Consider the following 26,442-nt stretch of genomic DNA (forward strand, 5'->3'; position numbering starts at 1 on the left):
GGCGTTGCGGGCGGCTTCCGCCCGGTGCGGCTCCCGGGCTCCGTCGGACTGCAGGTCGTGTGGACATGGCTGCGGGTGCATGGCACACCCTTGCACGACAGACGCGAACGGGTGGCGCATGCGGTTCTTCTTCCTGGTGGTGCTCATGGCCGGTCTTGCGCTCGGCATCGGCTATCCGCTCGCCGTCAGACACGTTCCCGGATACGAGATCGGCGTCTTTCCGCTCTTCGACGGCGACGGCTACCGACGGGCGGACGTCTCGCTCGCCCCGGCCGACGCGCCGGTGCGGGTGCGGCTCGTGATGCAGGTCGCCGAACGGCTGGTGCCGTCCGCCGACCGTCCCGTGTTCCGGATGGTCGTGACCACCGGCGAGCAGCCGGTCTTCGAGCAGTCGGTCACCTTCGCGGGCGTCGAACCGCAGGCTGGGGCGGAGGCCGATTTCCTGTACGAGGACGATCTCGCCACCATCGATCCGGTGAATGGCGACGACCGCTACGTCTTCACGCTCGAGCCGACGGCTGGCGGGGGCGGCGTGTCGCCGTCGCGCGTCGACCTGATCCTCAATGCCGGCGCCTTCGACCTCGATCCGCGGGCCGTTCCCGTCGGCTACGTGCTGATCGTGGTCGGCTTCGTCGGCTTCGTCGCGATGGCGAGGCGCAGGCGCAAGCTCAACCGGCAGAATCCGCCGCCGCCGCGCTGGGGCCGGGGTCCCGAAGACCAGCCGTAGGCACGGCTTCCCGACAACCCTCAGATCTCCGAGAAGTCGCCCGATCGACCCTTGCCGGAAGCGAACCGGGCCGCGCCCGCGCTGCCCTCGGAGCGGAACGTCTCCGCGCTCGCCCATTCGTTGCCGAGCGCCTGCGGCAGGTCGAGCGACCATTGCGCGATGGCCGACAGCCGGTCGGCGCGCATGCAGGCCTGCGGAAACCGTGCCAGCTGGCCGGCGAGTTCCAGTGCGGCCGCGAGCGCCGAGCCGTCCTCGCACAGCCTGTTCGCCAGTCCGATGGCGAGGCATTCCTCCGCCTCGACCTGCCGGCCGGTCAGGATGAGGTCCATCGCCCGGCCATGCCCGACGATGCGCGGCAGCCGCATGGTGCCGCCGTCGATCAGCGGAACGCCCCAGCGGCGGCAGTAGACGCCCATATAGGCCGAGCGCTCCATCACGCGCATGTCGCACCAGAGCGCGAGTTCCATGCCGCCGGCGACCGCCGGACCCGAGATCGCCGCGATGACGGGCTTGGAAAGCGTCAGCCGGGTCGGCCCCATCGGTCCCTTGCGCGGCTGGTCGTCCAGCCCGTCGAACGCGGCATCGAGATGGTGTTTGGCGTACCACGTCTCGTCCATCCCGCCGGACGCGGCCTTCAGGTCGAATCCCGCGCAGAAGGCGCCGGGCACGCCCGTCAGGATCGCCACCTTCGCGCTCTCGTCGCGGTCGAAGGCGATGAAGGCGCGGAACAGTGCATCCGCCATGGCGGGATCGACCGCGTTGCGCGCTTCCGGCCGGTCGATGGTGACGATGGTCACGTCGCCGCGGTTCTCCACCCGTATGGTCATTCCGCCATGCCTTCCTCGTACTCGGCGGAAAGCTCGAGCCAGATTTCCTCCTGGCGCGCGATCGTCGCAGCCAGTTCCGACCGCTCCTTGGCGAGCCGTGTGGCCTTGGCGGGATCCTTCTCGTAGAGCGCCGGATTGGCGAGTTCGTCCTCCACCGCGTCCAGCCGCTTGCGGGTCCGTTCGATCAGCCCCTCGGTGGCGCGGATCTGCTTGGCGAGCGGCTCCAGCGCCGCGCGCCGTGCCGCGGCCTCGCGACGCTTGTCGGCCTTGGACGACTTGTCGGCGTCGCGCTTCTCGCGGCGGTCGCTCGCGCCGCCCGTGACGATGCTGCGGTAGTCGGACATGTCGCCGTCGAAGGGCGCCACCGTCCCGTTGTTCACCAGCCAGAGCCGGTCAGCGGTCGCCTCGATCAGGTGGCGGTCGTGCGAGATCAGGATGACGGCGCCGGGATAGTCGTTGAGGGCGTGGATCAGCGCCTCGCGGCTGTCGATGTCGAGATGGTTGGTCGGCTCGTCGAGGATGAAAAGGTTCGGTCCCTCGAAGGAGGCGAGACCCATCAGGAGCCGCGCCTTCTCGCCGCCCGACAGGTCCTTGGCCGGCGTGTTCATCTTCTCCGTCACGAGGCCCATCTGCGCCACCCGCGCGCGCACCTTGGCCTCGGGCGCGTCCGGCATCAGCCGGCGCACGTGCTCGATGGCGTTCTCCTCCGGCCGGAGGTCGTCGAGCTGGTGCTGCGCGAACATCGCGACCTTGAGTTGCGGCGCGATCGTGATCGATCCGCCGCCCAGCTCCAGCCGTCCGGCGATCAGCTTGGCGAAGGTCGACTTGCCGTTGCCGTTCGAGCCGAGCAGCGCGATGCGGTCGTCGGCGTCGATCCGGAGCGTCAGGTTCTTCAGCACCGGCTTGCCGGGCTGATAGCCGACCGTGCCCTGCTGGATGGCCACGATCGGGGAGGCGACGGTCCTGACCGGCGCGGGGAACGAGAACGGGCGCACGGTCTCGTCGTGCCAGGCGGCGATCGGCTTCATCCGCTCCAGCGCCTTGATGCGCGACTGGGCCTGGCGGGCCTTCGTCGCCTGCGCCCTGAAGCGGTCGACGAAGGACTGCAGATGCTTGCGCTGCGCCTCCTGCTTGACCCGCGCCTTCTCCTGCAGCTCGATCTGCTCGGCGCGCTGGCGCTCGAACTGGTCGTAGCCGCCGCGCCAGAAGGTCAGCTTCTGCTGGTCGAGATGGACGATGCAGTTCACGGCGCGGTTCAGCAGGTCGCGGTCGTGGCTGATCAGGAGCACGGTGTGCGGATATTTCGACACGTAGGATTCCAGCCACAACGTGCCTTCGAGGTCGAGATAGTTGGTCGGCTCGTCGAGCAGAAGCAGGTCGGGTTCCGAGAAAAGCACCGCAGCCAGTGCCACGCGCATGCGCCAGCCGCCGGAGAACGAGGAGGCGGGACGCCGCTGGGCCTCCTCGTCGAAGCCGAGCCCGGCGAGGATGGTCGCCGCCCGCGCCTCCGCCGAATGCGCGTCGATGTCGGCCAGCCGCATGTGGATCTCGGCGATCCGGTGGGCATCGGTCGCCGTCTTCTCCTCCTCCAGAAGCGCAGCACGTTCCTTGTCCGCCTTGAGCACGATGTCGATCAGCGGCTCCTCGGTGCCTGGAGCCTCCTGCGCGACCTGCCCGATGCGGGCGTTGCGCGGCAGGCCGATGGTGCCGGTCTCGGTGGCGAGGTCGCCGGTGATGGCGCGGAACAGCGTGGTCTTGCCGGTGCCGTTGCGCCCGACGAGACCGGCCTTCGCCCCGGCAGGCAGCGCCAGGGAGGCGTGGTCGAGGAGCAGGCGCCCGGCGATGCGCAGCGAGAGGTCGGTGAGCGTGATCATGCCGCGTGTCTAGGCGCCGGCGTGCGGTGCGGCAAGGGGCACGTGTCCGGACGCGGAGGAGGCGGCGCTGCGGCGCCGCCTCCTCCTTGGACCGTTCGACCGGCCGCGGCTAGCGGGACGCCGTCTGGCCGATCAGGCGACAGAGCGCGAGAAGATCCCGGTCGTATCCGGACGGGTTGGCCGTGACCTCGTCGCAGCGCCGCTTGTAGCGGCTGAGTTCGGCGTTCGACATGCCGGCGACGATCGATTCGGGCGTGGCACCCGGCTGCCCCGGCGTGCCCGGGTTGCCGGGCGTGCCCGGCGACCCCGGGCTGCCCGGGGTCCCGCCGATGGAGACGCCGATCCCGGCACCGACGCCGCTGCCGCCGCCGATGGTCGCGCCCGCACCGGCGTTGACGCCGCTGCCCCCGCCGATCGACGCGCCCGCTCCTGCATTGACGCCGCCGCTGCCGCCGATGGAAGCGCCGGCTCCGGCGTCGACGCCGCTGCCGCCCCCGATCGAGGCGCCGGCCCCGGCGTTCACGCCACCCGAGCCGCCGACCGATGCGGCCGCGCCGGCGTCGACGCCGCCGCTCCCGATTCCGACGCCGGCACCGACCCCGATGCCACCGATGCCGACGCCGACACCCGCGCCGACTCCGTCCGCATGCGCAGGCATGGTTGCCATCGCCGCAGCGAGGGCCATTGCCGAAAAGGTTGAAGTCATTGCTGCAAACCGGATCATCTCAAGCTCCTCCGTTGCCAATATTTTACAACCGACGGTGTCATTCCGTCGTGATAGCAATCGGAGTCTCGGCGAATGGTTCCAGGCAGATAAGACGAACGTTAACGGTTCGAGCCGTCGATACTTCGAAGGCAGGATGTGGGACTGCGAACCACTTCAGGCGAACTGACGACCTTCCTCGGTGCGCTGGAAATAGATCATGTCGAGAGAGGGAGGTTCCTTGCCGAGCAGGGACAGGATGGTGTGCGCCTGCCCGCGGTGGTGGGTCTGGTGGTTGAAAAAGTGCGTCAGGGCGGGCGCCAGCCGCTGGCTCACCCTGCGCATGTCGGTGACCGTGATGTAGGTGAAGCGACCGGCGAGCGCGGCGTCGTCGAGCGTCTCGATCCATCCGGTGATCCGCTCGTCCTCGGCTTCGCGCGCCAGCCGCAAGGGGCCGAGATTCGGGTGCACGATCGCGTCGAGCGCCCGCGGCGCTTCCCCCTCCGCGGTGAACCGCTTGAGCCAGATGCGGTCGGCGACCAGGATATGGTTCAGCGTTCCCGTCATGGACCTGAAGAACGCCCCGACGTCACGGGCGAACGCCTCGTCGGTGAGCTCGGCGGCGGCGTCGTAGAGCTGGCCGTTGGCCCAACGGTTGTAGGCGGCGAGCATCCGGAAATGGGGCTTCATCATCTTTTCTTTTTCGGCGAAACAGGCTCAATTCCGCTCCTGATACCATCCGTGGAGGACCCGTTCCAATGGCCATTCTGCTCTATGACCTGGTAGGCGCGGACGCCGGCCGGCCCTTCAGCCCGCATTGCTGGAAGGTGGCGATGGCGCTGGCCCACAAGGGCCTCCCGTTCACCTCCATGCCGGCGCCCTTCACGCGCATCCCGACCATCGAGGGCGGCGCGACGAAGATCGTGCCGCTGATCCGCGACGGCGACACGCTGGTGTCGGACTCCTTCGACATCGCGCTCTATCTCGAGGAGGCCTATCCGGATCGCCCGACGCTTTTCGGGGGCGAGGGCGGCAAGGCGATGGCGCGGTTCGTGGAACGCTGGTCCCAGCTCACCATCCATTCCTATCTCGGCGCGGCGATCCTGATGGACATCCACGACTGCCTGGCGCCCGAGGACCAGGCGCATTTCCGCCGCACCCGCGAGCCGCGTTTCGGCAAGCCGATCGAGGAGGTCCCCCTCGACCGCGACGCGCGGCTGGCCGGGTTCCGCGCCTCGCTCGAGCCGCTGCGCAGCATGCTGTCCTACCAGCCCTTCATCGGCGGCGCCTCGCCGCTCTTTGCGGACTACATCGTCTTCGGCGCCTTCCAGTTCGCCCGCGTCGTCTCGTCCTACCAGCCGCTCGCGGCCGACGATCCGATCCGCGCCTGGTTCGAGCGCTGCCTGGCCCTCCACGACGGCCTCGGCGCCCGGGTGCCCGCCGCCGCCTGACGGCCACACCCCGCTTCACCATGCACCGCGCAAACCCTTGGCATTCGTCAGGGCGGACGGTATAGAGCCGCGACTTTCCCGATTGGACAGATGAAGGAACTGACGATGGCGATCGAACGCACTTTCTCGATGATCAAGCCCGACGCGACGCGGCGCAACCTGACCGGCGCGATCACCAAGATGCTCGAGGACGCGGGCCTGCGCGTCGTCGCGTCCAAGCGGGTCTGGATGAGCCTGCGCGAGGCCGAAGGCTTCTACGCCGTCCACAAGGAGCGTCCCTTCTTCCAGGAACTGACCGAGTTCATGTCCTCGGGTCCGACGATCGTCCAGGTGCTCGAAGGCGAGAACGCCATCGCGAAGAACCGCGAAGTGATGGGCGCCACCAATCCGACCAATGCCGCCGAAGGCACCATCCGCAAGGTGCACGCCCTGTCGATCGGCGAGAACTCCGTTCATGGCTCCGATGCGCCGGAGACGGCCGCCCAGGAGATCAAGTACTGGTTCGCCGACATCGAGATCGTCGGCTGATCCGTCCCGCCGGCTTCACCGGCGGCCGATCACGTACTGACAGGCCGCCGGGAGGCGGCCTGTGTCGTTTGGAAGCCAGTCGCGTCAGGCCGACAGACGCTCGTGCTCTCCCCGGTCCGGCGTGCGCTGGGTGCCGCTGGCCCTGACGAAGCGCTCGAACTCCGCCGCCGGCAGCGCCGGCGCATAGAGATATCCCTGGAAGCCGCCGCAGCCGGCCGAGAGCAGGAAGTCCTGCTGGCTCGTCGTCTCGACGTGTTCGGCCACGACGTGAAGCCGCAGAGTCTCGGCGATGGCCAGGATCGTGCGGACCAGATCCCGGTCCTCCTCGGACTTGTCGATCTCGGCGACGAAGCTGCCGTCGATCTTCACCTCGTCGAAGGGCAGGCGCTTCAGCCGCGACAGCGATGAATAGCCGGTGCCGAAATCGTCGAGCGAGAAGCGCACGCCGAGTGCCTTCAGCTTTGCCATCTTGTGGCCCATCGCGGCGAGGTCGCCCGCCGTCACATGCTCCGTGAACTCGAGCGTCAGCAGCGAGGCGTCGACGCCGTGGCTCTCGATCATCGCGATGAGCCCCTCCACCGCCGTGCTGCCGGCGAAGGACTGGACACTGATGTTGACCGACAGACGCAGCCCCGCCGTCGCCGGATCGCGGGCCCACGCCGCGAGTTGCCGGATCGCCTGGTCGAGCACCAGCCTGCAGAGCGCGTGGATCAGGCCCGATTGCTCTGCCAGCGGGATGAAGCGGTCGGGCGCGATTGAACCCAGTCCGGGATGGGTCCAGCGCAGCAGACCCTCTGCGCCGACCACACGCAGCCGCCTGTCCATCTGCGGCTGGAAGCGCAACGAGAGCGTCTCCTCGGCGATGGCCTTGCGCAGTTCGGCCAGCAGCGTGAAGCGCTCGGCTTCCCCTTCGAGCCATTCCGTCTCGAACAGCGCCATCGCATCCCGGCCCGAAGCCTTGGCGCGGTACATGGCGACGTCTGCGCGCTTGAGGAGGTCGTCAGGGTTCGCCGCGTCGCCGCCGAAGACGAGCACGCCGATGCTGGCGGACGAATTGTGCCGCAGGTCCCCATGCTCGAAAGGCCGCCGCAGCGCCGCCATGATCCTGTTGCCGGCGCCGATCGCGAGGGCGGAGGCGACCGCACCTTCCGTCGTCGTCGTCTCGATGGCCACCACGAACTCGTCGCCCCCCATCCGCGCGACGACGTCGCCCGGTCCGACGCTGGTCCTGAGGCGATGCGCGACATCCACCAGATAGGCGTCGCCGACATCGTGGCCTTGCGTGTCGTTCAGCGACTTGAAATTGTCGAGGTCGATGTACAGCAGGATGCCCTTCGTGTCGCCGCGGCCGCATCGTCGCATCGTCTCGGTTACCCGGTCGATGAACATGCGCCGGTTCGGAAGGTCCGTCAGCGGGTCGAAATAGGCGAGCTTCTCGATTGCCAGCGCCTGGCGCTTGCGCAGGGAGACGTCCGAAATGTAGCCGTACCAGGTTCCGCCTTCCCCACCCGGACCGGGCTCCCGCTGAGCGGTCATGCGCAGCCACTTCTCCGTGCCCCGCGGCGTGACGATGCGGAACTCGTGGTCCAGCAGCGTGACGCCGTCGATGGCCTTGCGGAAGCCTTCCGTGTAGCCGTCGACGTCGTCGGGATGGACGAGCTTCGACAGGAGGAAGTCGGTCGCATGCCATTCCTCCGGAGACATCTCGACGATATCGAAGTAGCCGACGCTGACGTATTCCACCGTCACCTGCCGGCCGCCGTCGCGCGTCCGGAACTGGAAAAGGGCACCGGGCAGGTGGCTCGTCAGCTTCCGGAACGTTGCCTCCAGTGCGAGGCGTGCCATCGTCTCGGAAATCTCGCGGACGGAACCCTCGTAGTACAGCGGCTGTCCGGTCGACGAGTGGCGGACCAGACGGGCGGACTCGCTGACCCAGATCCGCTCCCGCGTCTTGTGCCGATAGATTTCCGAGGCGACCTCTTCGATCTTGCCGTCCCGTTCGAGCAGGGCACGCAACTCCTCGCGCCGCCCGGGCTCGACATACCATTCGCTGGCGATGTCGGTGACGGTGGCGAGCATCTCTTCCTCGCTGCCATAGCCGTTCAGCCGCACCAGGGCGCGGTTCGCCCTGAGCAGCCGTCCGTCGAGCGACGAGCGGTAGACGCCCTCGGAGAGGTTGTCGAGGAGCCCGCGCATGTAGGCCCGGTCCTCGAGGGCACTCAGGGACTGGGTGCGATAGGCCGAGGCCATCAGCCCCATGACGAGGGCGAGCGCGGAGGAGGCGAGAAGCGCGATTCCCATGAAATCGAAACCCGCACCCTCGATCAAGCGCCGAACCCCGTCTGACCTCTTCAACGGACGGTACATTAGGGACGGCTGCTTGCGATATTTCTAACTGGCCGGTGTCGCCTCGTCGGATGGTTAACGGGTTCCTGACCTGCCCGTCACCAGCGGCCGGCGGCGCGGTCGTCGGCATCCTTGGCGTCGACCCAACCGCCCGCGGTGCCGTCGGTCCTGTGCTCCTTCTTCCAGAAGGGAGCGCGGGTCTTGAGGAAATCCATCAGGAAGGACGCGCCCTCGAACGCCGCCTGCCGGTGCGCCGAGGCGGCCACCACCAGCACGATGTTGCCGCCCGGCTCGATCTTCCCGTGGCGGTGGATCGCCACCAGACCCGTCAGCGGCCATCGCTCGGCGGCCTGCCGCGCGATCCGCAGGATCTCCGCTTCGGCCATGCCGGGATAATGCTCGAGTTCGAGGGCCGCCAGCGTGCCGGCCTCGTCGCGGCACAGGCCCGAGAAGGTCACGACCGCGCCGACGTCGCCGCGCCCCGCCGTCAGCTTCGCGACCTCTTCGGCGAGGTCGAAATCCTCCGCCTGGATGCGCACGACGGGCTCGGCGGGCATCGTCAGCCTCCGGTCATCGGCGGAAACAGGGCGACCTCGGAGGCCCCGGCGAGCCGCTGGCCATGGTCGACGTGTTCGCGGTCGATCGCGACCCGGATGACGTCCGGATGCCGCAGCGCCGCCGCGTAGCCGTCGCCGCGCCCGGGCAGCCAGGCCAGCAGGTCCCGCACGGTCGCGACCTCGGGCGGCAGCGCGATCTCTTCCTCCGACAAGCCGATGCGTTCGCGCACCCAGGCGAAATAGACGAGTTTCACGGCGGCCTCCGTCATTCGTCGGCGATGTGCTTCATTCCGGCGCGGAAATAGTCCCAGCCGGTATAGAGCGTCACCAGCGCCGACAGCCACAACAGCGTGATGCCGAACTCCATGGTCCACGGGAACACCACTTCCCCCGCCGGGCCGGCGAGCAGGAAGCCGATCGCCAGGAGCTGCATCGTGGTCTTCCACTTGGCGAGCCGGGTAACGGGAACGCTCACCTTGAGGTCGGCGAGATATTCGCGCAGTCCCGAGACGAGCACCTCGCGGCACAGGATGATGATCGCCGCCCACAGCGACCACTTGTCGATCGTCCGGTCGAAGGCGAGCAGCAGCAGCACGGCCGCCACCAGGAGCTTGTCGGCGATCGGGTCGAGCATCTTGCCGATGTTCGACGTCTGCGACCAGATCCGCGCGATGTAGCCGTCGAAATAGTCGGTGATGCTGGCCGCCACGAAGATCCAGAAGGCCGCCCAGCGCCAGAATTCGGTCGGCCGCGTCCGCCCCTCCAGATAGAAGCAGATGAGAATCAGCGGCACGGCGAGGATGCGCGCATAGGTCAGGAGGTTCGGCAGATTGTAAGCGCGCTTTGCCATGTCGTTCCAGCTTGGTCCGTACCGGCTAGTCAAAACAGATGGAGAGGCCGGGGGTCAACCGCAAGTCGGCCAGGAACGATGGACCAGGGCCACGAATCATCCGTTGTCGTGGAAATGCTCGTAGATCTGCTTCGCCATGGCGGCCGAAATGCCTTCCACCGACATCAGATCCTCGATCGCCGCCCGTCCGACCGCCTTGGCAGTCCCGAAGTGATGGAGCAGCGCGCGTTTTCGTGCCGGTCCGATGCCGCCGATCTCGTCGAGCGGGCTGCGCACCATCTCCTTCTTGCGCTTCGCACGGTGCGAGCCGATGGCGAAGCGGTGGGCCTCGTCGCGCAGCCGCTGGATGAAATAGAGCACCGGATCGCGCGGCGGCAGCATGAAGGGCTCCCGCCCGGTGACGAAGAAGCGTTCGCGCCCGGCATCGCGGTCGATGCCCTTGGCGACGCCGATGGCGGTCACCTTGTCCTCGATCCCGAGGTCGGCGAGGATCTTGCGCACCGCCGACATCTGGCCGGCGCCGCCGTCGATCAGGATCAGGTCCGGCCAGGCCGGGAAGGCGGCGGTCTCGTCCGGCTCCTCCGCGGCCTCGGTCGCGGGCGCGCCTGCGGCCGGGGCATGCTCCTTCAGGAGGCGCGAGAAGCGCCGCTCCATCACTTCCCGCATCATGCCGAAATCGTCGCCGGGCGTGATCTCCGTCGAGCGGATGTTGAACTTGCGGTACTGGTTCTTCACGAAGCCCTCGACCCCGGCGACGATCATCGCGCCGACGGCGTTCGTGCCCATGATGTGCGAGTTGTCGTAGACCTCGACCCGGCGCGGCGGCGCCGCCAGCCCGAAGGTCTCCGCGATCCCGGCGAGCAGGCGGGTCTGCGACGAGGTCTCCGCCAGGCGCCGGCCGAGCGCCTCGCGCGCGTTCTGCGCCACGTGGTCGACGAGGCCCTTCTTCTCGCCGCGCAGCGGCACGCCGAGCGCGACCTTGTGGCCCGCGCGGGTGGCGAGCGCCTGGGCCAGCAGCGCCTGTTCCTCGACCGCATGCGACAGCAGGATGGTTCGCGGGCAGGGCTTGTCGTCGTAGAACTGCGCGAGGAAGGCGCCCAGCACCTCGGCCGGCTCGAGCGCGGGGTCGGCCTTCGGAAAATAGGCCCGGTTGCCCCAGTTCTGCCCGGTGCGGAAGAAGAACACCTCGATGCAGTTCTGCCCGCCCTCCTGATGGATGGCGAAGACATCGGCCTCCTCGACCGACTGCGGGTTGATGCCCTGGTGGCTCTGCACGTGGCTCAGCGCCGCCAGGCGGTCGCGAAACACAGCCGCGCGCTCGAAATCGAGCGCCTGCGACGCCTCCTGCATGGCGCTGGCGATCTCCGCCTTCACCTTCTGGCTGCGGCCGGACAGGAAGTCCTTCGCCTCCTTCACCAGTTCGGCATAGTCGGCCGTGCCGATCTCGCCGGTGCAAGGACCCGAGCAGCGCTTGATCTGGTAGAGCAGGCAGGGGCGGGTGCGGCCGTCGTAGACGGAATCGGTGCAACTGCGGAGCAGGAAGGCACGCTGCAGAGCGTTGATGGTGCGTCCCACCGCGCCGGCCGAGGCGAAGGGGCCGAAATAGTCGCCCTTCCTCGACCGCGCCCCGCGATGCTTGAAGATGCCCGGTGCGGCGTGGTCGCCGGTCAAGAGGATGTAGGGAAACGACTTGTCGTCGCGCAGCAGCACGTTGTAGCGCGGCCGCAGGCGCTTGATCAGGTTCGCCTCGAGCAGCAGCGCCTCGATCTCGGTGCGGGTGACGACGAATTCCATCGTCGTGGTCTCGCGCACCATCCGGCCGATGCGCTGGGTGTGGAACCGGCCCTGGGCGTAATTGGTGACGCGCTTCTTCAGGCTGCGCGCCTTGCCCACGTAGAGCACGTCGCCCGCCGCGTTCATCATGCGGTAGACGCCCGGCGCGTTCGGCAGCCGCTTGACGAAGTGGGCGATGACTTCGGTGCCGGACTTGCCTTCCGCGTCGGCGGAGGCCGTGTCCCAGGTGTAGCCGCCGAGGTCCGGCTCGACCGGTTCCGCCTCGATCTCCTCGCCGTCGTCCTCGTCGTCCGCCAGTTCGTCGGGCAGCACGCCGGCGATCTCGTCGCTCTCCGTCTCCGGATCGGCCTTGCGGCCGGCGGGAAGCGGACGGGTCTGCACTTTCGACGGGTTCATTCACGCATGCCTGTCACATCCGGGGTCTGCCAGGCAAGATGCTGGCCGCCGTCGAGCGCGATCATCTGGCCTGTGATCGACGGTGTTTCCCACAGATAGCGTATCGTGCTGCCGAATTCCGTCAGCAGCGGTCCCTTCCGCAGAAGCAGGGCTTCCTCCTGCGCGGCGAGATCGCCGGGCTGCTGGCGTTCGTTGGGGAGCGTCGGGCCGGGGCCGATGGCATTGACGCGCACCTGCGGCGCGAAGGCCTGGGCCATGGTCTGCGTGGCCGTCCAAAGCGCCGACTTGGACAGCGTGTAGGAGAAGAACTGCGGCGTCAGCTTCCAGACCCGCTGGTCGACGACGTTGACGATGAGCCCGGTCTCATCGGCCGGCAGCCGGCGCACCATCTCGCCGGCCAACTGCACGGGCGCCTTCAGATGCAGCGCGAAGTGCTTCTCCCAGAGGTCCCAGTCCGGCGCCGCGGCCGAATCGGGTTCGAAGACCGAGGCATTGTTGACGAGCAGGCGCACCGGGCCGAGCGTCTCGTGAACGTCTGCGGCGAGACGTGCCACCCCCTCGTGAGAGGCGAGTTCGGCCTGATAGACCCGCGCCGTTCCGCCGGCTCGCGCGATTCGACCCGCCACCTCCTCGGCATCGCCGGTGGAGCGGTTGCAGTGGAGGGCGACGGCAAACCCCGCCTGCGCCAGATCGGCGGCGATGGCCGCTCCGATCCGCCGCGCGCCGCCCGTCACCAGCGCAATCCCCTTGTGCCCGTTCATCCCGCCGCCCCCGTTTACCCTCCAGTCATATATGCGGCGGAATCGAGAAGGAAAGGCGTGGCTGCCGCAACGTCCGGTGCCGTCCCGCGCGGCTCGCGGCTTTGTCCGAGCCGTCAGGGATTGTCTAAAATTTGAAGCGAATACAGCGCGTTGCTGCCGCGCGTCGGTGGTGCGCGGGGCGGCCGCTGCCCCAGGTGTTGCATGGACGACACGTCATGTTTCGGCCATATCGCCGCCGACGGATGACCGTTTTTGCTCTGCGGTTCGGCCGCATTTGGGCACGACATTACCAACACTTGGGGTCGTCACCGTTCCTCCCTGGCGATCCGAGGCGAGAAGGGGGGCAATAACCCTTCCAGATTGTGCAAGGAGTAACCTATGTCCATCCGTTCCAACATCGGCCGTTCGGCCGCCGCAGCCTTCGGCGTCGCCGCGCTGCTCTCCACCACCTCCGTGTTCGCCGCCGACGTGATCGGCATGGAGCCGCCGGCGCCGCAGCCGGTTCCCTATGAGCAGGTTCCGGTCGCTTCGTGGGCCGGCGGCTATGCCGGTATCCAGGGCGCCTACAGCACGGGCGACACGGACATCAATTCCGGCGTGAACAATTCCATCGACACCGACGGCTTCAACGGCAGCCTGTTCGGCGGCTGGAACGGCCAGTCGGGCATGTTCGTCTACGGTCTCGAGGGTGACGTCGGCTATGACTGGGCGGACGGCGCCAATGCCGGCGCCTCGACCGATCGCGGCTTCAACGGCTCGCTGCGGGCCCGCATGGGCGTGGCAGCGACCGACAACATCCTGGTCTACGCGACCGGCGGTGGCGCGGCGGCCAAGGTCGAGGTCAATGACGGCATCGCTTCCGACTCCAACACGATGTTCGGCTGGACGGCCGGCGTCGGCGCCGACGTCAAGCTGACCGAGAAGGTCTTCGCCCGCGGCGAGTACCGCTACACCGACTACGGCTCGGACGACTTCGCCCTGTCGGGCGGCGCGACCGAGGTCGATGCCAAGTCGAACAACTTCCTGCTCGGCATCGGCATGAAGTTCTGATCGCCCGGTTCGGCGCCACCGGCGCCGCATCGAGCCCGATGGATGAGGCCGGATCCCGCGAGGGATCCGGCCTTTCTCGTTTCCGGGCGACGACCCGGGGAGACCGGGTTCAGTGCGGCAGGTAGGGCTGGAGATCGGGAAACTGCTCGTCGAAGCGCCTCACGAATCGCTTCAGCTTGGGCCGTCCGCGCTCCCAGCCGCTGCCGAAGCGCAGCGAGGCGTAGGCCAGCATGCAGCGCAGCGCGATGTGGCCGGCATGGGCCTTCTTCCCCAGCCGCGGTGCGTTGTCGTTCAGATGGTCGAGGCCGCGGGCGACCTTCGCCGCCTGCCGGTCGATCCAGGGCTGGTGCAGCTTCTCCTCCGGTCGGAAGCGCTTCTCGTAGACCTGCGCCAGCAGGCAGTCGGCGATGCCGTCGGCCAGAGCCTCGAGCGTCTCCGCCTCCCGCCGCTTGACGGCCTGGCGCGGAAACAGCTGGTTCCCGGACATCCGGTTCAGTTCCTGCGTGATCGCGCGGCTGTCGTAGACCGTACTGCCGTCGTCGAGAACGAGAACCGGTATCTTGCCGAGCGGATTGGCCTCGATCAGCACCGCCGGATCGGCATTGGTGTCGACCGCCACCGCCTCGAAGGGAATCTTGGCATAGGCCGCCGCCGCCATCACCTTGTTGGCGAAGGGCGAGGCGCTGGACATCAGGATTTTCGTCATGGAAGGACCGGACGGGCGCGAGTGCGTGAACCGGCGCCCGGCGCTGCGCCCGCGGCCGGGCAGGGCCGGTTAGCGTGCGACGCGGCAGCGGCCGTTGTAGACGTTCCAGCGGTCGAAGCCCGAAACGCAGGCCTCGACGTTGTGGCCGACGCCGGCGAAGCCCATGCCTTCCTCAATGAAGAACCAGATCGGCCGCTCGTGGCCGTCGGATAGCCGGACGGTGCCTTCGCAGTAGGTGCGCGCCACCGGCCACAAATCGCGCTGCGGATGGTAGCGGGTCAGGTGCAGACCGTAGAAGTCGACGATCTCGACCTGCGGCAGCCCGGAAACGTTCTTCACCTGGTGCCGGAAGTTGCGGCTGATTCGGTTGAGCACCCAGCCTTCGCTGCAGACGCTGTCGTCATAGGCGGGCGCCGCCCGGTAGTCCGCGGCCGCGGCGGCACCGGAAAGCCCGGCGACGCTGCAGAGGCTGAGCGCGGCGGAAAGGGCGAGGGAGGCGAGGCGGGACATGGCGGGCCTGTCGTCGTCGGTTGGTCGGAAGACTATGTTCGGCACTGTGCGGAGGTTGGCGGGTCCGGTCAAGTCTGCGGCGCCTCGCCGGCGAGTTCTTCGACACGCCAGGCGGCGCCCGGGCCGTCGGCGAGCAGCCGCGCCAGCACCGGCAGCATCGTCTCCAGTTCGCCGGCGAGCGGGAAGGGCGGGTTGACGATCAGCATGCCCGTCCCGTCCAGCCGCGGCACCGGCCCGGCGCCGCGGATCGTCAGCGAAACGTCCAGCACCCGCGGAATGCCGCCGGCCCGAAAGGAGTCGCGGAAACGCTCCGCCGCCTGCCGGTCCTTGACCGGGTACCAGACGGCATAGACCCCGCCCGGCCAGCGTCGATGGGCTTTGGCGAGTTTCGCGGCGATCCGCTCGAACTCGCCCGTCTCCTCGAAGGGCGGGTCAATCAGCACCAGCCCGCGCTTCTCCTTCGGCGGCAGCTGGGCGCCGAGCGCCAGCCAGCCGTCGAGTGGGATCACGCGCGTCTGGAAGTCGCCCGCGAATTCCTGCTTCAGCGTCTCCGCATCGGCGGGATGCAGTTCCACCGCCGTCAGCCGGTCCTGCGGCCGCAGGAGGTGCCGCACGAGCCGCGGCGAGCCGGGATAGAACCGCACCCCGCCGCCCGGGTTGAAGGCCCGCACCGCGTCGAGATAGGGCGACAAGAGCGCGGCGGCCGCAGGGTCGACCGCCGCGTCGATCACCCGGCCGATGCCGCCCTGCCATTCGCCGGTCTTCTGCGCCGCCTCCGAGGTGAGGTCGTAGAGGCCGATCCCGGCATGGGTGTCGATCACCCGGAACGCCTTGTCCTTGCGCTTCAGGTAGTCGACGATCCTCACCAGGATGGCGTGCTTGACCACGTCGGCGAAGTTCCCGGCGTGATAGACGTGACGGTAGTTCATGGCCTGTCTCTGCCCGTTCGCCGCATCCATCATCACGGCGCGCGCGATGGATCAAATCATTTCGCCGGTGCCGCCCTGTAAGCCGGGCCGAATTCCCGCTAGAAAAGCCGCATGAACCAGCACGCTCCCATCCGCATCGGCCATTCGGCCTGTCCGCACGACTGCCCCTCCACCTGCGCGCTCGACGTCGAGATCCTCGGCCCCGGCCGCATCGGCCGCGTCCACGGGTCGAAGGACAACAGCTACACGGCCGGCGTCATCTGCGCCAAGGTCGCGCGCTATGCCGAGCGGGTGCACCATCCCGACCGGCTTCTGAAGCCGCTGGTGCGGGCGGGCGCCAAGGGGGAGGGGCGCTGGAAGGAAGCCTCGTGGGAAGCGGCCCTCGACCTGGTGGCGGAGAATTTCCTGAAGGCCGAGGCGAGGCACGGTTCCGAGACGGTCTGGCCCTACTATTATGCCGGCACGATGGGTCTCGTGCAGCGCGATTCCATCAACCGGCTGCGCCATGCGAAGCGCTATTCCGGCTTCTTCGACACGATCTGCACCAACCTCGCCTGGACCGGCTACGTCATGGGCACCGGCCGGCTGGCCGGCGTCGATCCGCGCGAGATCGCCAAGTCCGACTGCGTCGTCATCTGGGGCACCAACGCCGTCGTCACGCAGGTCAACGTGATGACCCATGCCGTGCGCGCCCGCAAGGAGCGCGGCGCCAGGATCGTCGTCATCGACGTCTACGACAACGCCACCATGAAACAGGCCGACATGGGCCTGATCCTGCGCCCCGGCACCGACGGCGCGCTGGCCTGCGCGGTCATGCACGTGCTGTTCCGCGACGGCCTCGCCGACCGGGACTACATGGCGCGGTATGCCGACGACCCGGCCGGGCTGGAAGCGCATCTCGCCACCCGCACGCCGGAATGGGCCGCGGCCATCACCGGCCTCACCGTCGCCGAGATCGAGGCCTTCGCGCGGCTGGTCGGCACGACGCCACGCAGCTTCTTCCGCCTCGGCTACGGCTTCGCCCGCCAGCGCAACGGCGCGGTCGCCATGCATGCGGCGCTGTCGATCCCCACCGTCGCCGGCCACTGGCGCCACGAGGGCGGCGGCGCCTTCCATTCCAACAGCGGCATCTACCGCTTCGACACGACGCTTCTGGAAGGCGAGCGCCTGCGCGACCCGAACATCCGCCATCTCGACCAGTCGCAGATCGGCCGCGTCCTGACCGGCGACGCCGAAGCCCTGCGCCACGGCCCGCCGGTGACCGCGCTGCTGATCCAGAACACCAACCCCGTCAACGTCTGCCCCGAGCAGCGGCTCGTAAAGCGCGGCTTCCTGCGCGACGACCTGTTCAGCTGCGTCCACGAGCAGTTCATGACGGATACGGCCGCGCTCGCCGACGTCGTGCTGCCGGCCACCATGTTCGTCGAGCATGACGACCTCTACAAGGGCGGCGGCAATCAGCACGTGACGCTCGGGCCGAAGCTGATCGACCCGCCGGAGGGCCCGCGCACCAATCTTTTCGTCATCGAGGAGCTGGGCAAGCGCCTCGGCGTCGCCGACCGGCCGGGCTTCGGCCTGACCGAGCGCCAGCACATCGACCTGATCCTCGGCAAGCGCGGGCTCGGCAGTTTCGAGACCTTCGAGGAGGAACGCTGGGCCGACCTGCAGCCCGATTTCGAGACCGCGCATTATCTCAAGGGCTTCGGCCACCCCGACGGAAAGTTCCGTTTCCGGCCGCAATGGCAGGGCGGTGCCGCCCCCAACAAGCCGCCGAAGTCGCTCGGCCTGCTCGGCCCGCACGAGCGCCTGCCGGTCTTGCCCGACCATGTCGACCTGATCGAGGAGGCCGACGAAGCCCACCCCTTCCGCCTCGCCACCTCGCCCGCCCGCAACTTCCTCAATTCGAGCTTCACCGAGACCCCCACCTCGCAGGCCCGCGAACGGCGCCCCGAACTCCTGATCCACCCCGACGACGCCGCCACCCTCGGCATCACCGACGCCGCCCGCGTCGAACTCGGCAACGCCCGCGGCGAGGTGGTGCTGCACGCCAAGCTCTTCGACGGCGTCCGGCGCGGCGTCGTCATCGCCGAAGGCATCTGGCCGAATTCGGCGCACGAACGTGGGGAGGGCATCAACGTGCTGACGGGCGCGGATGCCGCGGCGCCGTATGGCGGGGCGGCGTTTCACGACAACAGGGTTTGGGTGCGGGGGGTGTAGGGGGGGCTTCGCTGCCTCGCCCCTGCCCATCCTCGCCGGAGACCCGGGCAAGCGTGCGCCATCCGAACATGACGATCCGGGCCGGCCGGGAAACATAGAGTTCGCCGAAGACGCCAGAGCCGGAGCGGGTAGAGCCGTCAGGCCGAGTACAGGGTTCCGTTGGCGATCATTGCGTCGATTTCGGTTTCGGTGAAGCCGAGATCGACGGCAATCGTGCGGTTGTGCTGGCCGAGTTCGGGAGCGACCCGAGGCGTCAGCGGTTCGGATTCGGAAAAGTTGAAGGGAAGATTGGGCAGACGGATCTTGCCGAGAACCGGATGGTCCTGCTCGATGATCATACGGCGCGCGGCAATCTGCGGGTCGTTCACGACCTGGTCGATGGTCTGGACCGGTGCGGACGGCACTCCCGCTTCATCCAGAGCTCGAACGCAGGCGGCGACGTTCTCCTGCGCGATCGTCCATTGGCGCACCAGGGGAAGGATCTCCTCGCGGTTGGCGTTGCGGCCGGCGGCATGGTGGAAACGCGTGTCGGCGGCGAGCGCATCGCCGCCGATCAGCCTGGCGAGGCGTATCCAGGCTTCGTCAACCTGGGCGGCGATCACGAGATGTCCGTCTCTCGCGGTGAACACGCCATAGACGGTAGAGTCTGGCATGTCGTGCCCGGTCTGAACCGGCAGCTCCTTGCCGCCGCTCATCGTGTAGGCCTGGACCGCGAAGTCATGCATCGACACCATGCAGTCGTAGAGCGCCAGATCGATGTGCTGGCCCCTGCCGCTCGACTGCCGGCCGAAGAGAGCCGCGCAGACCGCCGCCACGCCATGGATGCCGGTGTACATGTCGGCGAGCGGCATCCGGAACAGGGGCGGCGCCTCCCCGGGCACGCCGATGATCGACATCGCGCCGCTCATCGCCTCGGCGATCAGTCCGAAGCCGGGCCGGCTTGAATAGGGCCCGGTCTGACCGTAGGCCGAGATCGAGCAGTAGACGAGACCCGGATTGTCCTTCGAGACCGTCTCGTAGCCGAGCCCGAGCTTCTTCAGCGCTCCTGGCCGATAGTTTTCGACGAACACGTCGGCCGACTTGATCAGGCGGCGCATCAGCTCGGCGCCCTGAGGCTGGCGCAGGTCCACGCACAGGCCCTCCTTGCCCATGTTCTGCTGAAGGAAGTAGCCGCTATGGTCCCCCACGAAGTAGCCGTGCCGCCGTCCCGCGTCGCCAAGGGGAGGGCGCTCGACCTTGATGACGTCAGCGCCCATCGCGGCGAGCGAGCGGGACAGGAACGGACCCGCCAGGAAGTGGCTGTAGTCGATGACGCGTATTCCCGTCAGGGGCAGGGGCTTGTTCATGTCTGTCTTTCCTGGAAGTGATGAGGGATCAGGCGGCGACGGCTTCACTGCGCATCGGCAGCATCAGCCTGTGCTCGCCCTCCTGGACGATCTCGCCCTTCTGGTTGATCAGCTTCGACGGAAGGATGACGATGCCCCACCCCTTGCGGCGCGTCTCGCGCTTGCTCGCGACGTGGAACGCGACATGCAGTTCGTCGCCGATGCGGATCGGCAGGCGGAAGTCCCAGGTCCAGCCCAGCGACATCCCTGGCTGAAAGCGCAGGTCGGCGCGGGTCTTCAGGCCGTCCGCCAGCGACAGGCCGAACAGCCCGTGCGCGACACGCTCGCCGAAGGACGACCTGCGGGCATACTCCTCGTCGGTGTGGACGGGCGTATGGTCCCCGGTCAGGTTCGCGTAGGCCATGATCATGTCGGAGGTCATCGTTACCGTCGGGCTCACGCCGGCGGCGCCGATCTCGATCTCGTCGAAGAAGAGTTCCCGTGTCATCGAATGATCGCCGATCCTGCTGTTGGAGATTCGTCTCTACGCCGTGAGCGGCCGTGCGTCGGGGCGAGGGACCGCTCCACTCCCTTGATGGCGGCGACCAGGGTCCGATTGACTGGAGTCGGCACGCCGTAGCGATCGCCCCAGCGCACCACGGCTCCGTTCACGAAGTCGATCTCGGTGGTCGATCCTTTCTCGAGGCTCTGCAGCATCGAGGCCTTGAACCCCGGGGGCAGCCCTTCCCCTGCGATCCGCCACGGGCGGTAGGGGTCGTCGCAGGACAGGGCGATGCCGGCGGCGGCGGCGACCTCCATGGCTTCCCGGACGGCGGCGCATGCACATTCGGCGACCTCGGGCACGTCGTAGAGATCGCCGTAGGCGAGCCCGGTGATGCCGCTGAGAGCGCCGGTCGCGACGTTGACCAGAAGCTTGTCCCAGACCACCCCCATGATCCGGTCGCTCGCGAGCGTCTCCAGACCCGCCGCGGAAAACGCACGGGCGATCCTGCGCACCCTTTCGGAGGCCGTGCCGTCAGGCTCGCCGATGTAGGTCGGCTTGCCGACCACGCCGGCCACGACCTTTCCCGGGCTGACCATGACGCCGCCGACATAGGTCTTCCCGATCACCACGCTCGACGGCCCTGCGATCTCGGCGATGACATCCTCGTGTCCGAGGCCGTTCTGCAGCGACATCACCACAGTTTCCGGACCGATCGCCTCCCGTGCCGCTGCCAGCGCTTCACGGGTATGGAACGATTTCACGAGCACGACGATCAGGTCGAAGGCGACCCGTCCCCGGCAGTCGGTCGCCGCCTGGACGGGGATGACCCGGTCGCCGCTGTCGAAGGCCAGAGTGAGCCCGCCGCTATTCAGCCGCTCGACCAGATCGGCGGATCGGTTGACCAGCAGTACGTCGTGACCGGCGGCCGCAAGCAGCCCGCCGAAAACGCAGCCGAGCGAGCCGGCACCGAGAATGCAGATCCTCATGACGTCACGTCCGCTGGTCACGATCTCCGCTCCCATCAGTAGGTTGCACGGCCGCCGGACGCGTCGAAGACGGCGCCGGTGGAAAACGAACAGGCGGGCGAGGCCATGAACAGCATCAGGTCGGCGATCTCTCCCGGCTTCCCCGGGCGACCCATCGGGATCTTTGCCAGCACGAGCTGACGCTGCGCCTCGGTCATCTGCAGCACGAGATCGGTTGCGGTGATGGCGGGCGTGATGCAGTTGGCGCAGATGTCGGAGTCGGCATTCTCCCGGGCGATGCTCTTGGTCAGGCCGATCACGCCGGCCTTGGACGCGGAGTAGGCGGCCTGGTTGGGATTTCCCTCCTTGCCGGCGATGGACGAGACGTTGACGATGCGTCCATAGCCGCGCGCGCGCATCGCGCGGACCACCGTCTTGCAGGTGAGGAACGTGCCGGTGAGATTGATCGCCATCACCCGTTCCCACTCCGACAGATCCGTGTCTTCGGTCCTTGCGGTCTGTCCCGTCACCCCGGCGGAGTTGACCAGGACGTCAATCCGGCCGAACTGCGCGAGCGTGGCTTCGGCGGCGACGGCGACCGATCGCTCGTCGGTGACGTCGCAGCGGACGTAATGATCCAGGAAATCGCCGGAAGCTGCGGAGGGAACGTCCCAGCACGAGACGATCGCGCCGGCGGCCTTCGCTTTCTCGGCAAAGGCGCGGCCGATGCCGCCGAGCCCGCCCGCGACGACGGCGATCTGGCCTTGCAGAACGGCGCCCATCGGACGGATTTCGGAATTCGGATCTGTCGCCATGTCAGGCCTTCTGCATCGAACCGCCGAGGAACAGCTGGCCGACCCGAGGATCGGACAGCAGTTCCGACGCCTTGCCCTGCATGCGCATCTGGCCGAGTTCGAGCACGATCCCGAAATCCGAGATGCCGAGGGCGCTGCGCGCATTCTGCTCCACCATCAGAATGGTGACGCCGCCGTCGCGCAGACGGATCAGCGTCCGGAACACTTCCTGGACGAGTTGCGGCGACAACCCGATCGAGGGTTCGTCTATGAGGATCAGCTTCGGATCGAGCAGCAGGGCGCGCGCGACTTCGAGCTGCTTCTGTTGTCCCCCCGAAAGCGTGATGGCATGCTGCTTGCGCTTCTCGCGCAGGACCGGAAACTGGGTGAACACCTCGTCGATCCGCCGTTTGACGACCGACTGGTCGGGGGCGGTGATGCCGCCCAGTTCGAGGTTGTGCTCGACCGACAGGTGCGGGACGATGTTGCGGCCTTGCGGCACATAGCTGATGCCCCTCGCGATCAGCTGCGCCGGCTTGAGCCCCGTGATGTCTTCGCCGTTGAAGACGATGGCACCGGAATGGATGTTGAGCAGTCCGAAAATCGCCTTGAAGACGGTCGACTTTCCGGCTCCGTTCGGACCGATCATGGTGGTGATCGAGCCTTGGGGAATCGTGAAGGAGACCCCGTTCAGGATGGTTATGCGGCCATATCCGCCATGGAGGTTCCGCAGTTCGAGCATGGTCAAGCCCCCAGATAGGCTTCGATGACGACGGGATTGGCGCGCACTTCCTCGGGGGTGCCTTCGGCGATGATGGCGCCGTTGGCGAGCACGACGATGCGGGTGCAAAGCGACATCACGAATTCCATGTTGTGCTCGATCACCACGAAGGTGGAGCCGTTCTCGCGGTTGTACGTCGCAAGCCGCTCCTTGAGATGCTCGAGCATCGTCAGGTTGACGCCGCCGGCCGGTTCGTCGAGCAGGACGAGTTTCGGTCCCGCCATGAAGGCCATTGCCGCGTCGAGCAACTTCTGCTGGCCGTAGGAAAGAGATCCGGCCAGCGCGTCGCGCAGATGACCGAGCCGGAAGAATTCGATCAGCTTGTCGGCACTGGCGGTCAGCCCGGCGTCCGATGCGCCGAGGAGACGTCCGAACATCGATCCCTGATGCTCCTGCCCGGCAAGGATGATGTTCTCCAGCACGCTCATCTGCGGAAAGACCTGCAGCATCTGGAAGGTACGGGCGACGCCGAAACGCTTGTTGAGGTCGCAAGGTCGTGTGCCGAGGACGGATCTGCCGCTGACCGAGACCTCTCCGTGATCAGGTCTCAGTTGGCCGAGAATGCAGTTGAACAAGGTGGACTTTCCGCTCCCATTCGGACCGATCAGGCCGAGGATCTCGCCGCGGTTCACGGTGAAGGTGACGTCGTTGACGGCCTTGATGCCGCCGAAGGACTTGCTGATGTTGCGGACGTCGAGGATCGGCGCTTCGGCGTTCACAGCTGTGCTCCCTGCTTGAGATCGCCGCGCTCGACCCGTTTCGACCGGAACGCGTTGACGGTCTTGTCAACCAGGCCGATCAGGCCGGTCGGACAGTAGACCATCAGTATCATCACCAGTCCGGCATAGATCATCAGATAGTAGCTTTCCGCGAAACGGAGAAACTCCGGGAGCATCACGACGAGTCCGGCGCCGAGAAGCGGTCCGAATAGATATCCCGAGCCGCCGACGACAACCATCAGGAGAATCTTCAGCGAGATGATGAGCGTGAAGGACATCGGATCGATGTACTGGACGAGCGGCGACATCAGCGCGCCGGAGAGGCCGCCATAGGCGGCGCCGATGGCGAACGCCAGGAGCGTGATCAGTCGGGTGTCGACCCCGAGGCTGTTTGCGCGCACGGGGTTTTCGCGAAGCGCCTTGAAGGCGCGCCCCCAGGGCGAGCGCACGATCCAGTAGAAGCCTGCGAACGCGATCAGGAAGACGACGAGCGTGAAGTAGTAGTAGCTGCGCTGGTTCATCGTGGAGATCGGACCGAACGCCGGCCGCGGAATTCCCACGAGGCCATAGATGCCGCCCGTGAGCCATTCCTCGTTCCGCATGACGAGAAAGACCAGGGTCGAGAAGGCCAGCGTGATGAAGGCGAGGAAGTGATGCTGCACCCGCAGCGCGGGATAGCCGAGCACGAGGCCGATGACGAAGCACAGTCCCATGCCGGCGAAGACCGAGACGATCCAGTGGATCCCCGCCATGGTGATGAGAGCGGTCGCATAGGCGCCGATCCCCATGAAGGACGCCTGCGCCAGCGAGATCTGTCCCGCATAGCCGAGCGTGAGGTTGAGGCCCATCGCCGCGATGGCGAAGATGAGCCACGAGCAAAGCACGTAGGTGCCATAGGTCGCCTGCGTCATCGGGGCGACCACCAGCAGGACGAGCCCGGCGACGAGGGCCAGGAGGCGGAACAGCGGCATCAGACGGTTCTCCCTTCCGATGTCCCCAGCAGACCTTGGGGGCGCAGGAGGATGATGACGATGAGCAGGATCATGGGACCCGCGATGCGGTATTCCGAGGAGAGATAGGCGGCCGACATGTTGTCGATCACGCCGATCAGCAATCCGCCGACCAGTGCCCCCCGGACCTGGTTGAAGCCGCCGACGATGGCCGCGAGAAAGGCCACCAGGCCGATCGGCTCGCCGATAGAGAACTTCGCGAGGTAGATCGGCGAGATCAGCACCGAGGCAATGGTGGCGAGCGCGGCGTTTATCATGAACGTGTAGAGCACCATGCGCTGGATGTTGACGCCGAGTATCTCCGCAACCGCGGGGTTCTGGGCAGTGGCCTGCATGCAGCGCCCGGTGCGGGTCCGGCCCAGGAAGAGCTGCAGGGCGACGATGGCGACCGCCGAGACGACGAGGTTGCCGACATCCTGGTACGAAACGGTCGCTCCGAGCACCTTGAAGGTCGTTTCGGAGAACATCGAGGGAAATGGCTGCGCCTCGGCGCTGTAGAACTCCTTCACCATCTCGCGCATCAGGATGGCGAGCGCGATGGTTGCCATCACGATCGGCAGCACCCCGTGCGGAAGCATGGGCTGAATGATCACCCGCTTGAACAGGAGGCCGAGGAGGACGACGGATGTCACGAGCGCCAGGGCGATCGCGGGAATCAGGCCGAGGCCGAGCACGTGCATGCCGATGAGCACGAAGAAGGCCGGCAGCATGACGAACTCGCCTTGCGCGAAATTGATGGTCTGCGAAGCCTGCCACAGCAGGGTGAACCCGATGGCGGCGAGCGCGTAGATCGACCCGGTCGCGAGGCCGGATATCAGGACTTGCATGAACTCGGACATGAAACCTCTCGTCTCGCGCCGCAGGAGCGGGCGAGGTGGGGAAGTCCGGCGACGCGCCGGACTTCGTCGGGATGACGACCGGAAGCGGCGGTCAGTTGGCGGGAAGAGTGTCCTTCACCACGCTCTTTCCATCCTGGATCTCGACCAGGAAGCTCTCCCGCGACACCTCGCCCGTTTCGTCCCAGCTGACGTCGAGCAGGATGTTGGGCACGTCGGAGACCTTGACGGTCATGGAGTGCAGCGTGTCGGCCACCTTCTGACGGTCGAGCTCGCCGGCGCGTTCGAGCGCCGTCTTCGCGGCATAGATCGCCACATAGCCCTTCATGGCGTTGTGGTCGGCTTTGTAGCCGAACTTCTCGCTGAACGCCTTCCCGAACGCCTGGATTTCCGGGTTCGGAGCGTCGACGGTCAGGCCGACATGGCCCATGATGCCGTTGGCGGCTTCGCCTGCGAGTTCCACGACCTTCTGGTTCAGGAGCGTGGACTCGCCGACGATCGGAACCTCCACGCCCTGCTTTCGCAGTTCGCGCAGGATGCGGGCGCTCTCCTCCTCGTGCAGATAGACGAAGATCGCCTCCGCGCCGGAGCCCTTCAGCTTCGCCACGTCCGCGGCGAAATCGGCCTGCGCGACCTCGCTGGAAACGTCGGCCACCACCTCGATGCCGCGATCGGTCACTTCCTTGACGAAGGCGTCATGGCCGCCCTTGCCGAACTCGTTGTTGACCCACGACACTGCGACCTTGGAAATCCCGAGGCCGTTCTTCAGGTAGTCGGCGATCTTCGGCATCGACTTGTGTGCCCCGAAGGACGACCGAAAGATGTACGGATTGCCCTTCTGGGTGATCGCGGGCGCTTCGGAACCGACGATCTGCGGAATCCCCTGCTGCTGGGTCACGAGCATGTTCACGATCGTGGAGCCCGAATAGACGGTGCCGAGGATCATGAAGGCCCCGTCGTCGATCGCCTTCTGCACCAGTGCGCGCGAGGTCTGCGCGTCCGTCTGACTGTCGTAGGTCGAGAGTTCGATCTGTTTGCCGAGCACGCCGCCGGCCGCATTGATTTCCTCCACCCCCATCGTGATGGCGTCGGTCCATGCCTTTCCGACCGTCGCACCCGATCCGGACAGTTCGGCGACGTTGCCGAGCTTTATGGTTTCGGCCGTCGCCTGGGTCGCGCCCAGGCCCGCCGCCAGGATGGCAGCGAGCGCAAGTTTCCTGATCATGATGCTCCTCCTAGGTTGCTTCTTATTCCCCGCGCGGCGATCGAATTGGCTCTTCG

28 protein-coding genes are annotated in these 26,442 nt (G+C 67.2%); 6 read left to right on the top strand and 22 right to left on the bottom strand.

Going from position 1 to position 26,442, the window contains the following annotated elements; translation table 11 throughout:
• Positions 1–118 precede the first annotated feature (118 nt).
• Complete coding sequence (locus tag IAI54_RS28495; protein WP_187970379.1) at positions 119–727, top strand: hypothetical protein; 609 nt, start codon at positions 119–121, stop codon at positions 725–727.
• Positions 728–747: 20 nt separating this feature from the next.
• Here the strand turns inward: IAI54_RS28495 and IAI54_RS28500 are convergent, their stop codons facing one another.
• The 3 genes from IAI54_RS28500 to IAI54_RS28510 form a co-directional block, all read right to left on the bottom strand.
• The gene (locus tag IAI54_RS28500; protein ID WP_187970380.1) at positions 748–1,554 is read right to left on the bottom strand and encodes a crotonase/enoyl-CoA hydratase family protein; all 807 of its coding nucleotides are present in this window, start codon (positions 1,552–1,554) and stop codon (positions 748–750) included.
• Positions 1,551–3,428 (bottom strand): ABC-F family ATP-binding cassette domain-containing protein, encoded by a 1,878-nt coding sequence (locus tag IAI54_RS28505; RefSeq protein WP_187970381.1) that lies wholly within the window; start codon positions 3,426–3,428, stop codon positions 1,551–1,553. The genes IAI54_RS28500 and IAI54_RS28505 overlap by 4 nt, the downstream gene beginning before the upstream one ends.
• A gap of 109 nt (positions 3,429–3,537) precedes the next feature.
• Positions 3,538–4,086 carry a hypothetical protein gene (locus IAI54_RS28510; protein ID WP_187970382.1) on the bottom strand — a complete coding sequence of 183 codons (549 nt, stop codon included), beginning with the start codon at positions 4,084–4,086 and terminating at the stop codon, positions 3,538–3,540.
• Between IAI54_RS28510 and IAI54_RS28515 the strand changes: the two genes are divergently transcribed.
• Positions 4,085–4,321: a hypothetical protein gene (locus tag IAI54_RS28515; RefSeq protein ID WP_187970383.1), complete on the top strand. Its 237-nt coding sequence runs from the start codon at positions 4,085–4,087 to the stop codon at positions 4,319–4,321. The genes IAI54_RS28510 and IAI54_RS28515 overlap by 2 nt on opposite strands.
• On the opposite strand, the gene IAI54_RS28520 is transcribed toward IAI54_RS28515, so the two are convergent.
• Complete coding sequence (locus tag IAI54_RS28520) at positions 4,309–4,821, bottom strand: DinB family protein (protein WP_187973396.1); 513 nt, start codon at positions 4,819–4,821, stop codon at positions 4,309–4,311. The two genes, IAI54_RS28515 and IAI54_RS28520, sit on opposite strands and share 13 nt — an antisense overlap.
• Before the next feature lie 68 nt (positions 4,822–4,889).
• Between IAI54_RS28520 and IAI54_RS28525 the strand changes: the two genes are divergently transcribed.
• Entirely contained in the window at positions 4,890–5,582 is a 693-nt protein-coding gene (locus tag IAI54_RS28525; protein ID WP_187970384.1) for a glutathione S-transferase family protein, read from the top strand.
• Between the two features lie 105 nt (positions 5,583–5,687).
• Positions 5,688–6,110 (top strand): nucleoside-diphosphate kinase, encoded by a 423-nt coding sequence (gene ndk, locus IAI54_RS28530; protein ID WP_187970385.1) that lies wholly within the window; start codon positions 5,688–5,690, stop codon positions 6,108–6,110.
• A gap of 84 nt (positions 6,111–6,194) precedes the next feature.
• On the opposite strand, the gene IAI54_RS28535 is transcribed toward ndk, so the two are convergent.
• The 6 genes from IAI54_RS28535 to IAI54_RS28560 all read right to left on the bottom strand — a co-directional run bounded on the left by IAI54_RS28535 (position 6,195) and on the right by IAI54_RS28560 (position 12,814).
• A complete protein-coding gene (locus tag IAI54_RS28535; RefSeq protein WP_187970386.1) occupies positions 6,195–8,438 on the bottom strand; it encodes a putative bifunctional diguanylate cyclase/phosphodiesterase in 2,244 nt (747 codons plus the stop codon).
• 116 nt (positions 8,439–8,554) lie between these two features.
• On the bottom strand, positions 8,555–9,013 hold the full coding sequence (locus IAI54_RS28540; RefSeq protein ID WP_187970387.1) for a molybdenum cofactor biosynthesis protein MoaE: 459 nt from the start codon (positions 9,011–9,013) through the stop codon (positions 8,555–8,557).
• Between the two features lie 2 nt (positions 9,014–9,015).
• Entirely contained in the window at positions 9,016–9,282 is a 267-nt protein-coding gene (gene moaD, locus IAI54_RS28545; RefSeq protein ID WP_187970388.1) for a molybdopterin converting factor subunit 1, read from the bottom strand.
• Positions 9,279–9,863 (bottom strand): CDP-diacylglycerol--glycerol-3-phosphate 3-phosphatidyltransferase, encoded by a 585-nt coding sequence (gene pgsA / locus IAI54_RS28550; protein WP_187970389.1) that lies wholly within the window; start codon positions 9,861–9,863, stop codon positions 9,279–9,281. The genes moaD and pgsA overlap by 4 nt, the downstream gene beginning before the upstream one ends.
• Before the next feature lie 96 nt (positions 9,864–9,959).
• On the bottom strand, positions 9,960–11,924 hold the full coding sequence (gene uvrC, locus IAI54_RS28555; protein ID WP_420838328.1) for an excinuclease ABC subunit UvrC: 1,965 nt from the start codon (positions 11,922–11,924) through the stop codon (positions 9,960–9,962).
• Positions 11,925–12,049: 125 nt separating this feature from the next.
• Positions 12,050–12,814: an SDR family oxidoreductase gene (locus tag IAI54_RS28560; RefSeq protein ID WP_187970391.1), complete on the bottom strand. Its 765-nt coding sequence runs from the start codon at positions 12,812–12,814 to the stop codon at positions 12,050–12,052.
• Between the two features lie 378 nt (positions 12,815–13,192).
• Between IAI54_RS28560 and IAI54_RS28565 the strand changes: the two genes are divergently transcribed.
• On the top strand, positions 13,193–13,864 hold the full coding sequence (locus tag IAI54_RS28565; protein ID WP_187970392.1) for an outer membrane protein: 672 nt from the start codon (positions 13,193–13,195) through the stop codon (positions 13,862–13,864).
• Positions 13,865–13,973: 109 nt separating this feature from the next.
• Here the strand turns inward: IAI54_RS28565 and IAI54_RS28570 are convergent, their stop codons facing one another.
• From IAI54_RS28570 to IAI54_RS28580, 3 genes are all read right to left on the bottom strand, one after another.
• Entirely contained in the window at positions 13,974–14,570 is a 597-nt protein-coding gene (locus IAI54_RS28570) for a glutathione S-transferase family protein (RefSeq protein WP_187970393.1), read from the bottom strand.
• Positions 14,571–14,639: 69 nt separating this feature from the next.
• Complete coding sequence (locus IAI54_RS28575; protein WP_187970394.1) at positions 14,640–15,080, bottom strand: hypothetical protein; 441 nt, start codon at positions 15,078–15,080, stop codon at positions 14,640–14,642.
• 68 nt (positions 15,081–15,148) lie between these two features.
• Entirely contained in the window at positions 15,149–16,009 is an 861-nt protein-coding gene (locus IAI54_RS28580; RefSeq protein ID WP_187970395.1) for a 23S rRNA (adenine(2030)-N(6))-methyltransferase RlmJ, read from the bottom strand.
• 111 nt (positions 16,010–16,120) lie between these two features.
• On the opposite strand from IAI54_RS28580, the gene IAI54_RS28585 reads away from it, so the two are divergent.
• Positions 16,121–18,226, top strand: coding sequence for a molybdopterin-containing oxidoreductase family protein (locus tag IAI54_RS28585; protein WP_187970396.1), 2,106 nt, complete (start codon positions 16,121–16,123; stop codon positions 18,224–18,226).
• 137 nt (positions 18,227–18,363) lie between these two features.
• Here the strand turns inward: IAI54_RS28585 and IAI54_RS28590 are convergent, their stop codons facing one another.
• From IAI54_RS28590 to IAI54_RS28630, 9 genes are all read right to left on the bottom strand, one after another.
• On the bottom strand, positions 18,364–19,572 hold the full coding sequence (locus IAI54_RS28590; RefSeq protein ID WP_187970397.1) for a CaiB/BaiF CoA transferase family protein: 1,209 nt from the start codon (positions 19,570–19,572) through the stop codon (positions 18,364–18,366).
• Positions 19,573–19,600: 28 nt separating this feature from the next.
• Positions 19,601–20,059 (bottom strand): MaoC family dehydratase, encoded by a 459-nt coding sequence (locus IAI54_RS28595; protein ID WP_187970398.1) that lies wholly within the window; start codon positions 20,057–20,059, stop codon positions 19,601–19,603.
• Positions 20,056–21,063, bottom strand: a complete 1,008-nt coding sequence (locus IAI54_RS28600; RefSeq protein ID WP_235679198.1) for a ketopantoate reductase family protein — start codon at positions 21,061–21,063, stop codon at positions 20,056–20,058. Before IAI54_RS28600 ends, IAI54_RS28595 begins: the two co-directional genes overlap by 4 nt.
• Before the next feature lie 14 nt (positions 21,064–21,077).
• Entirely contained in the window at positions 21,078–21,836 is a 759-nt protein-coding gene (locus IAI54_RS28605; protein WP_420838256.1) for an SDR family NAD(P)-dependent oxidoreductase, read from the bottom strand.
• Between the two features lies 1 nt (position 21,837).
• On the bottom strand, positions 21,838–22,557 hold the full coding sequence (locus tag IAI54_RS28610; RefSeq protein WP_187970399.1) for an ABC transporter ATP-binding protein: 720 nt from the start codon (positions 22,555–22,557) through the stop codon (positions 21,838–21,840).
• Positions 22,558–22,559: 2 nt separating this feature from the next.
• Positions 22,560–23,315: an ABC transporter ATP-binding protein gene (locus tag IAI54_RS28615; protein WP_187970400.1), complete on the bottom strand. Its 756-nt coding sequence runs from the start codon at positions 23,313–23,315 to the stop codon at positions 22,560–22,562.
• Positions 23,312–24,286 (bottom strand): branched-chain amino acid ABC transporter permease, encoded by a 975-nt coding sequence (locus IAI54_RS28620; protein WP_187970401.1) that lies wholly within the window; start codon positions 24,284–24,286, stop codon positions 23,312–23,314. The genes IAI54_RS28615 and IAI54_RS28620 overlap by 4 nt, the downstream gene beginning before the upstream one ends.
• Positions 24,286–25,164: a branched-chain amino acid ABC transporter permease gene (locus IAI54_RS28625; RefSeq protein ID WP_187970402.1), complete on the bottom strand. Its 879-nt coding sequence runs from the start codon at positions 25,162–25,164 to the stop codon at positions 24,286–24,288. Before IAI54_RS28625 ends, IAI54_RS28620 begins: the two co-directional genes overlap by 1 nt.
• Positions 25,165–25,255: 91 nt before the next feature.
• Entirely contained in the window at positions 25,256–26,386 is a 1,131-nt protein-coding gene (locus IAI54_RS28630; RefSeq protein WP_187970403.1) for an ABC transporter substrate-binding protein, read from the bottom strand.
• Positions 26,387–26,442 lie beyond the last annotated feature (56 nt).

It is taken from the genome of Aquibium microcysteis (assembly GCF_014495845.1).
GTDB classification, from domain to species: domain Bacteria; phylum Pseudomonadota; class Alphaproteobacteria; order Rhizobiales; family Rhizobiaceae; genus Aquibium; species Aquibium microcysteis.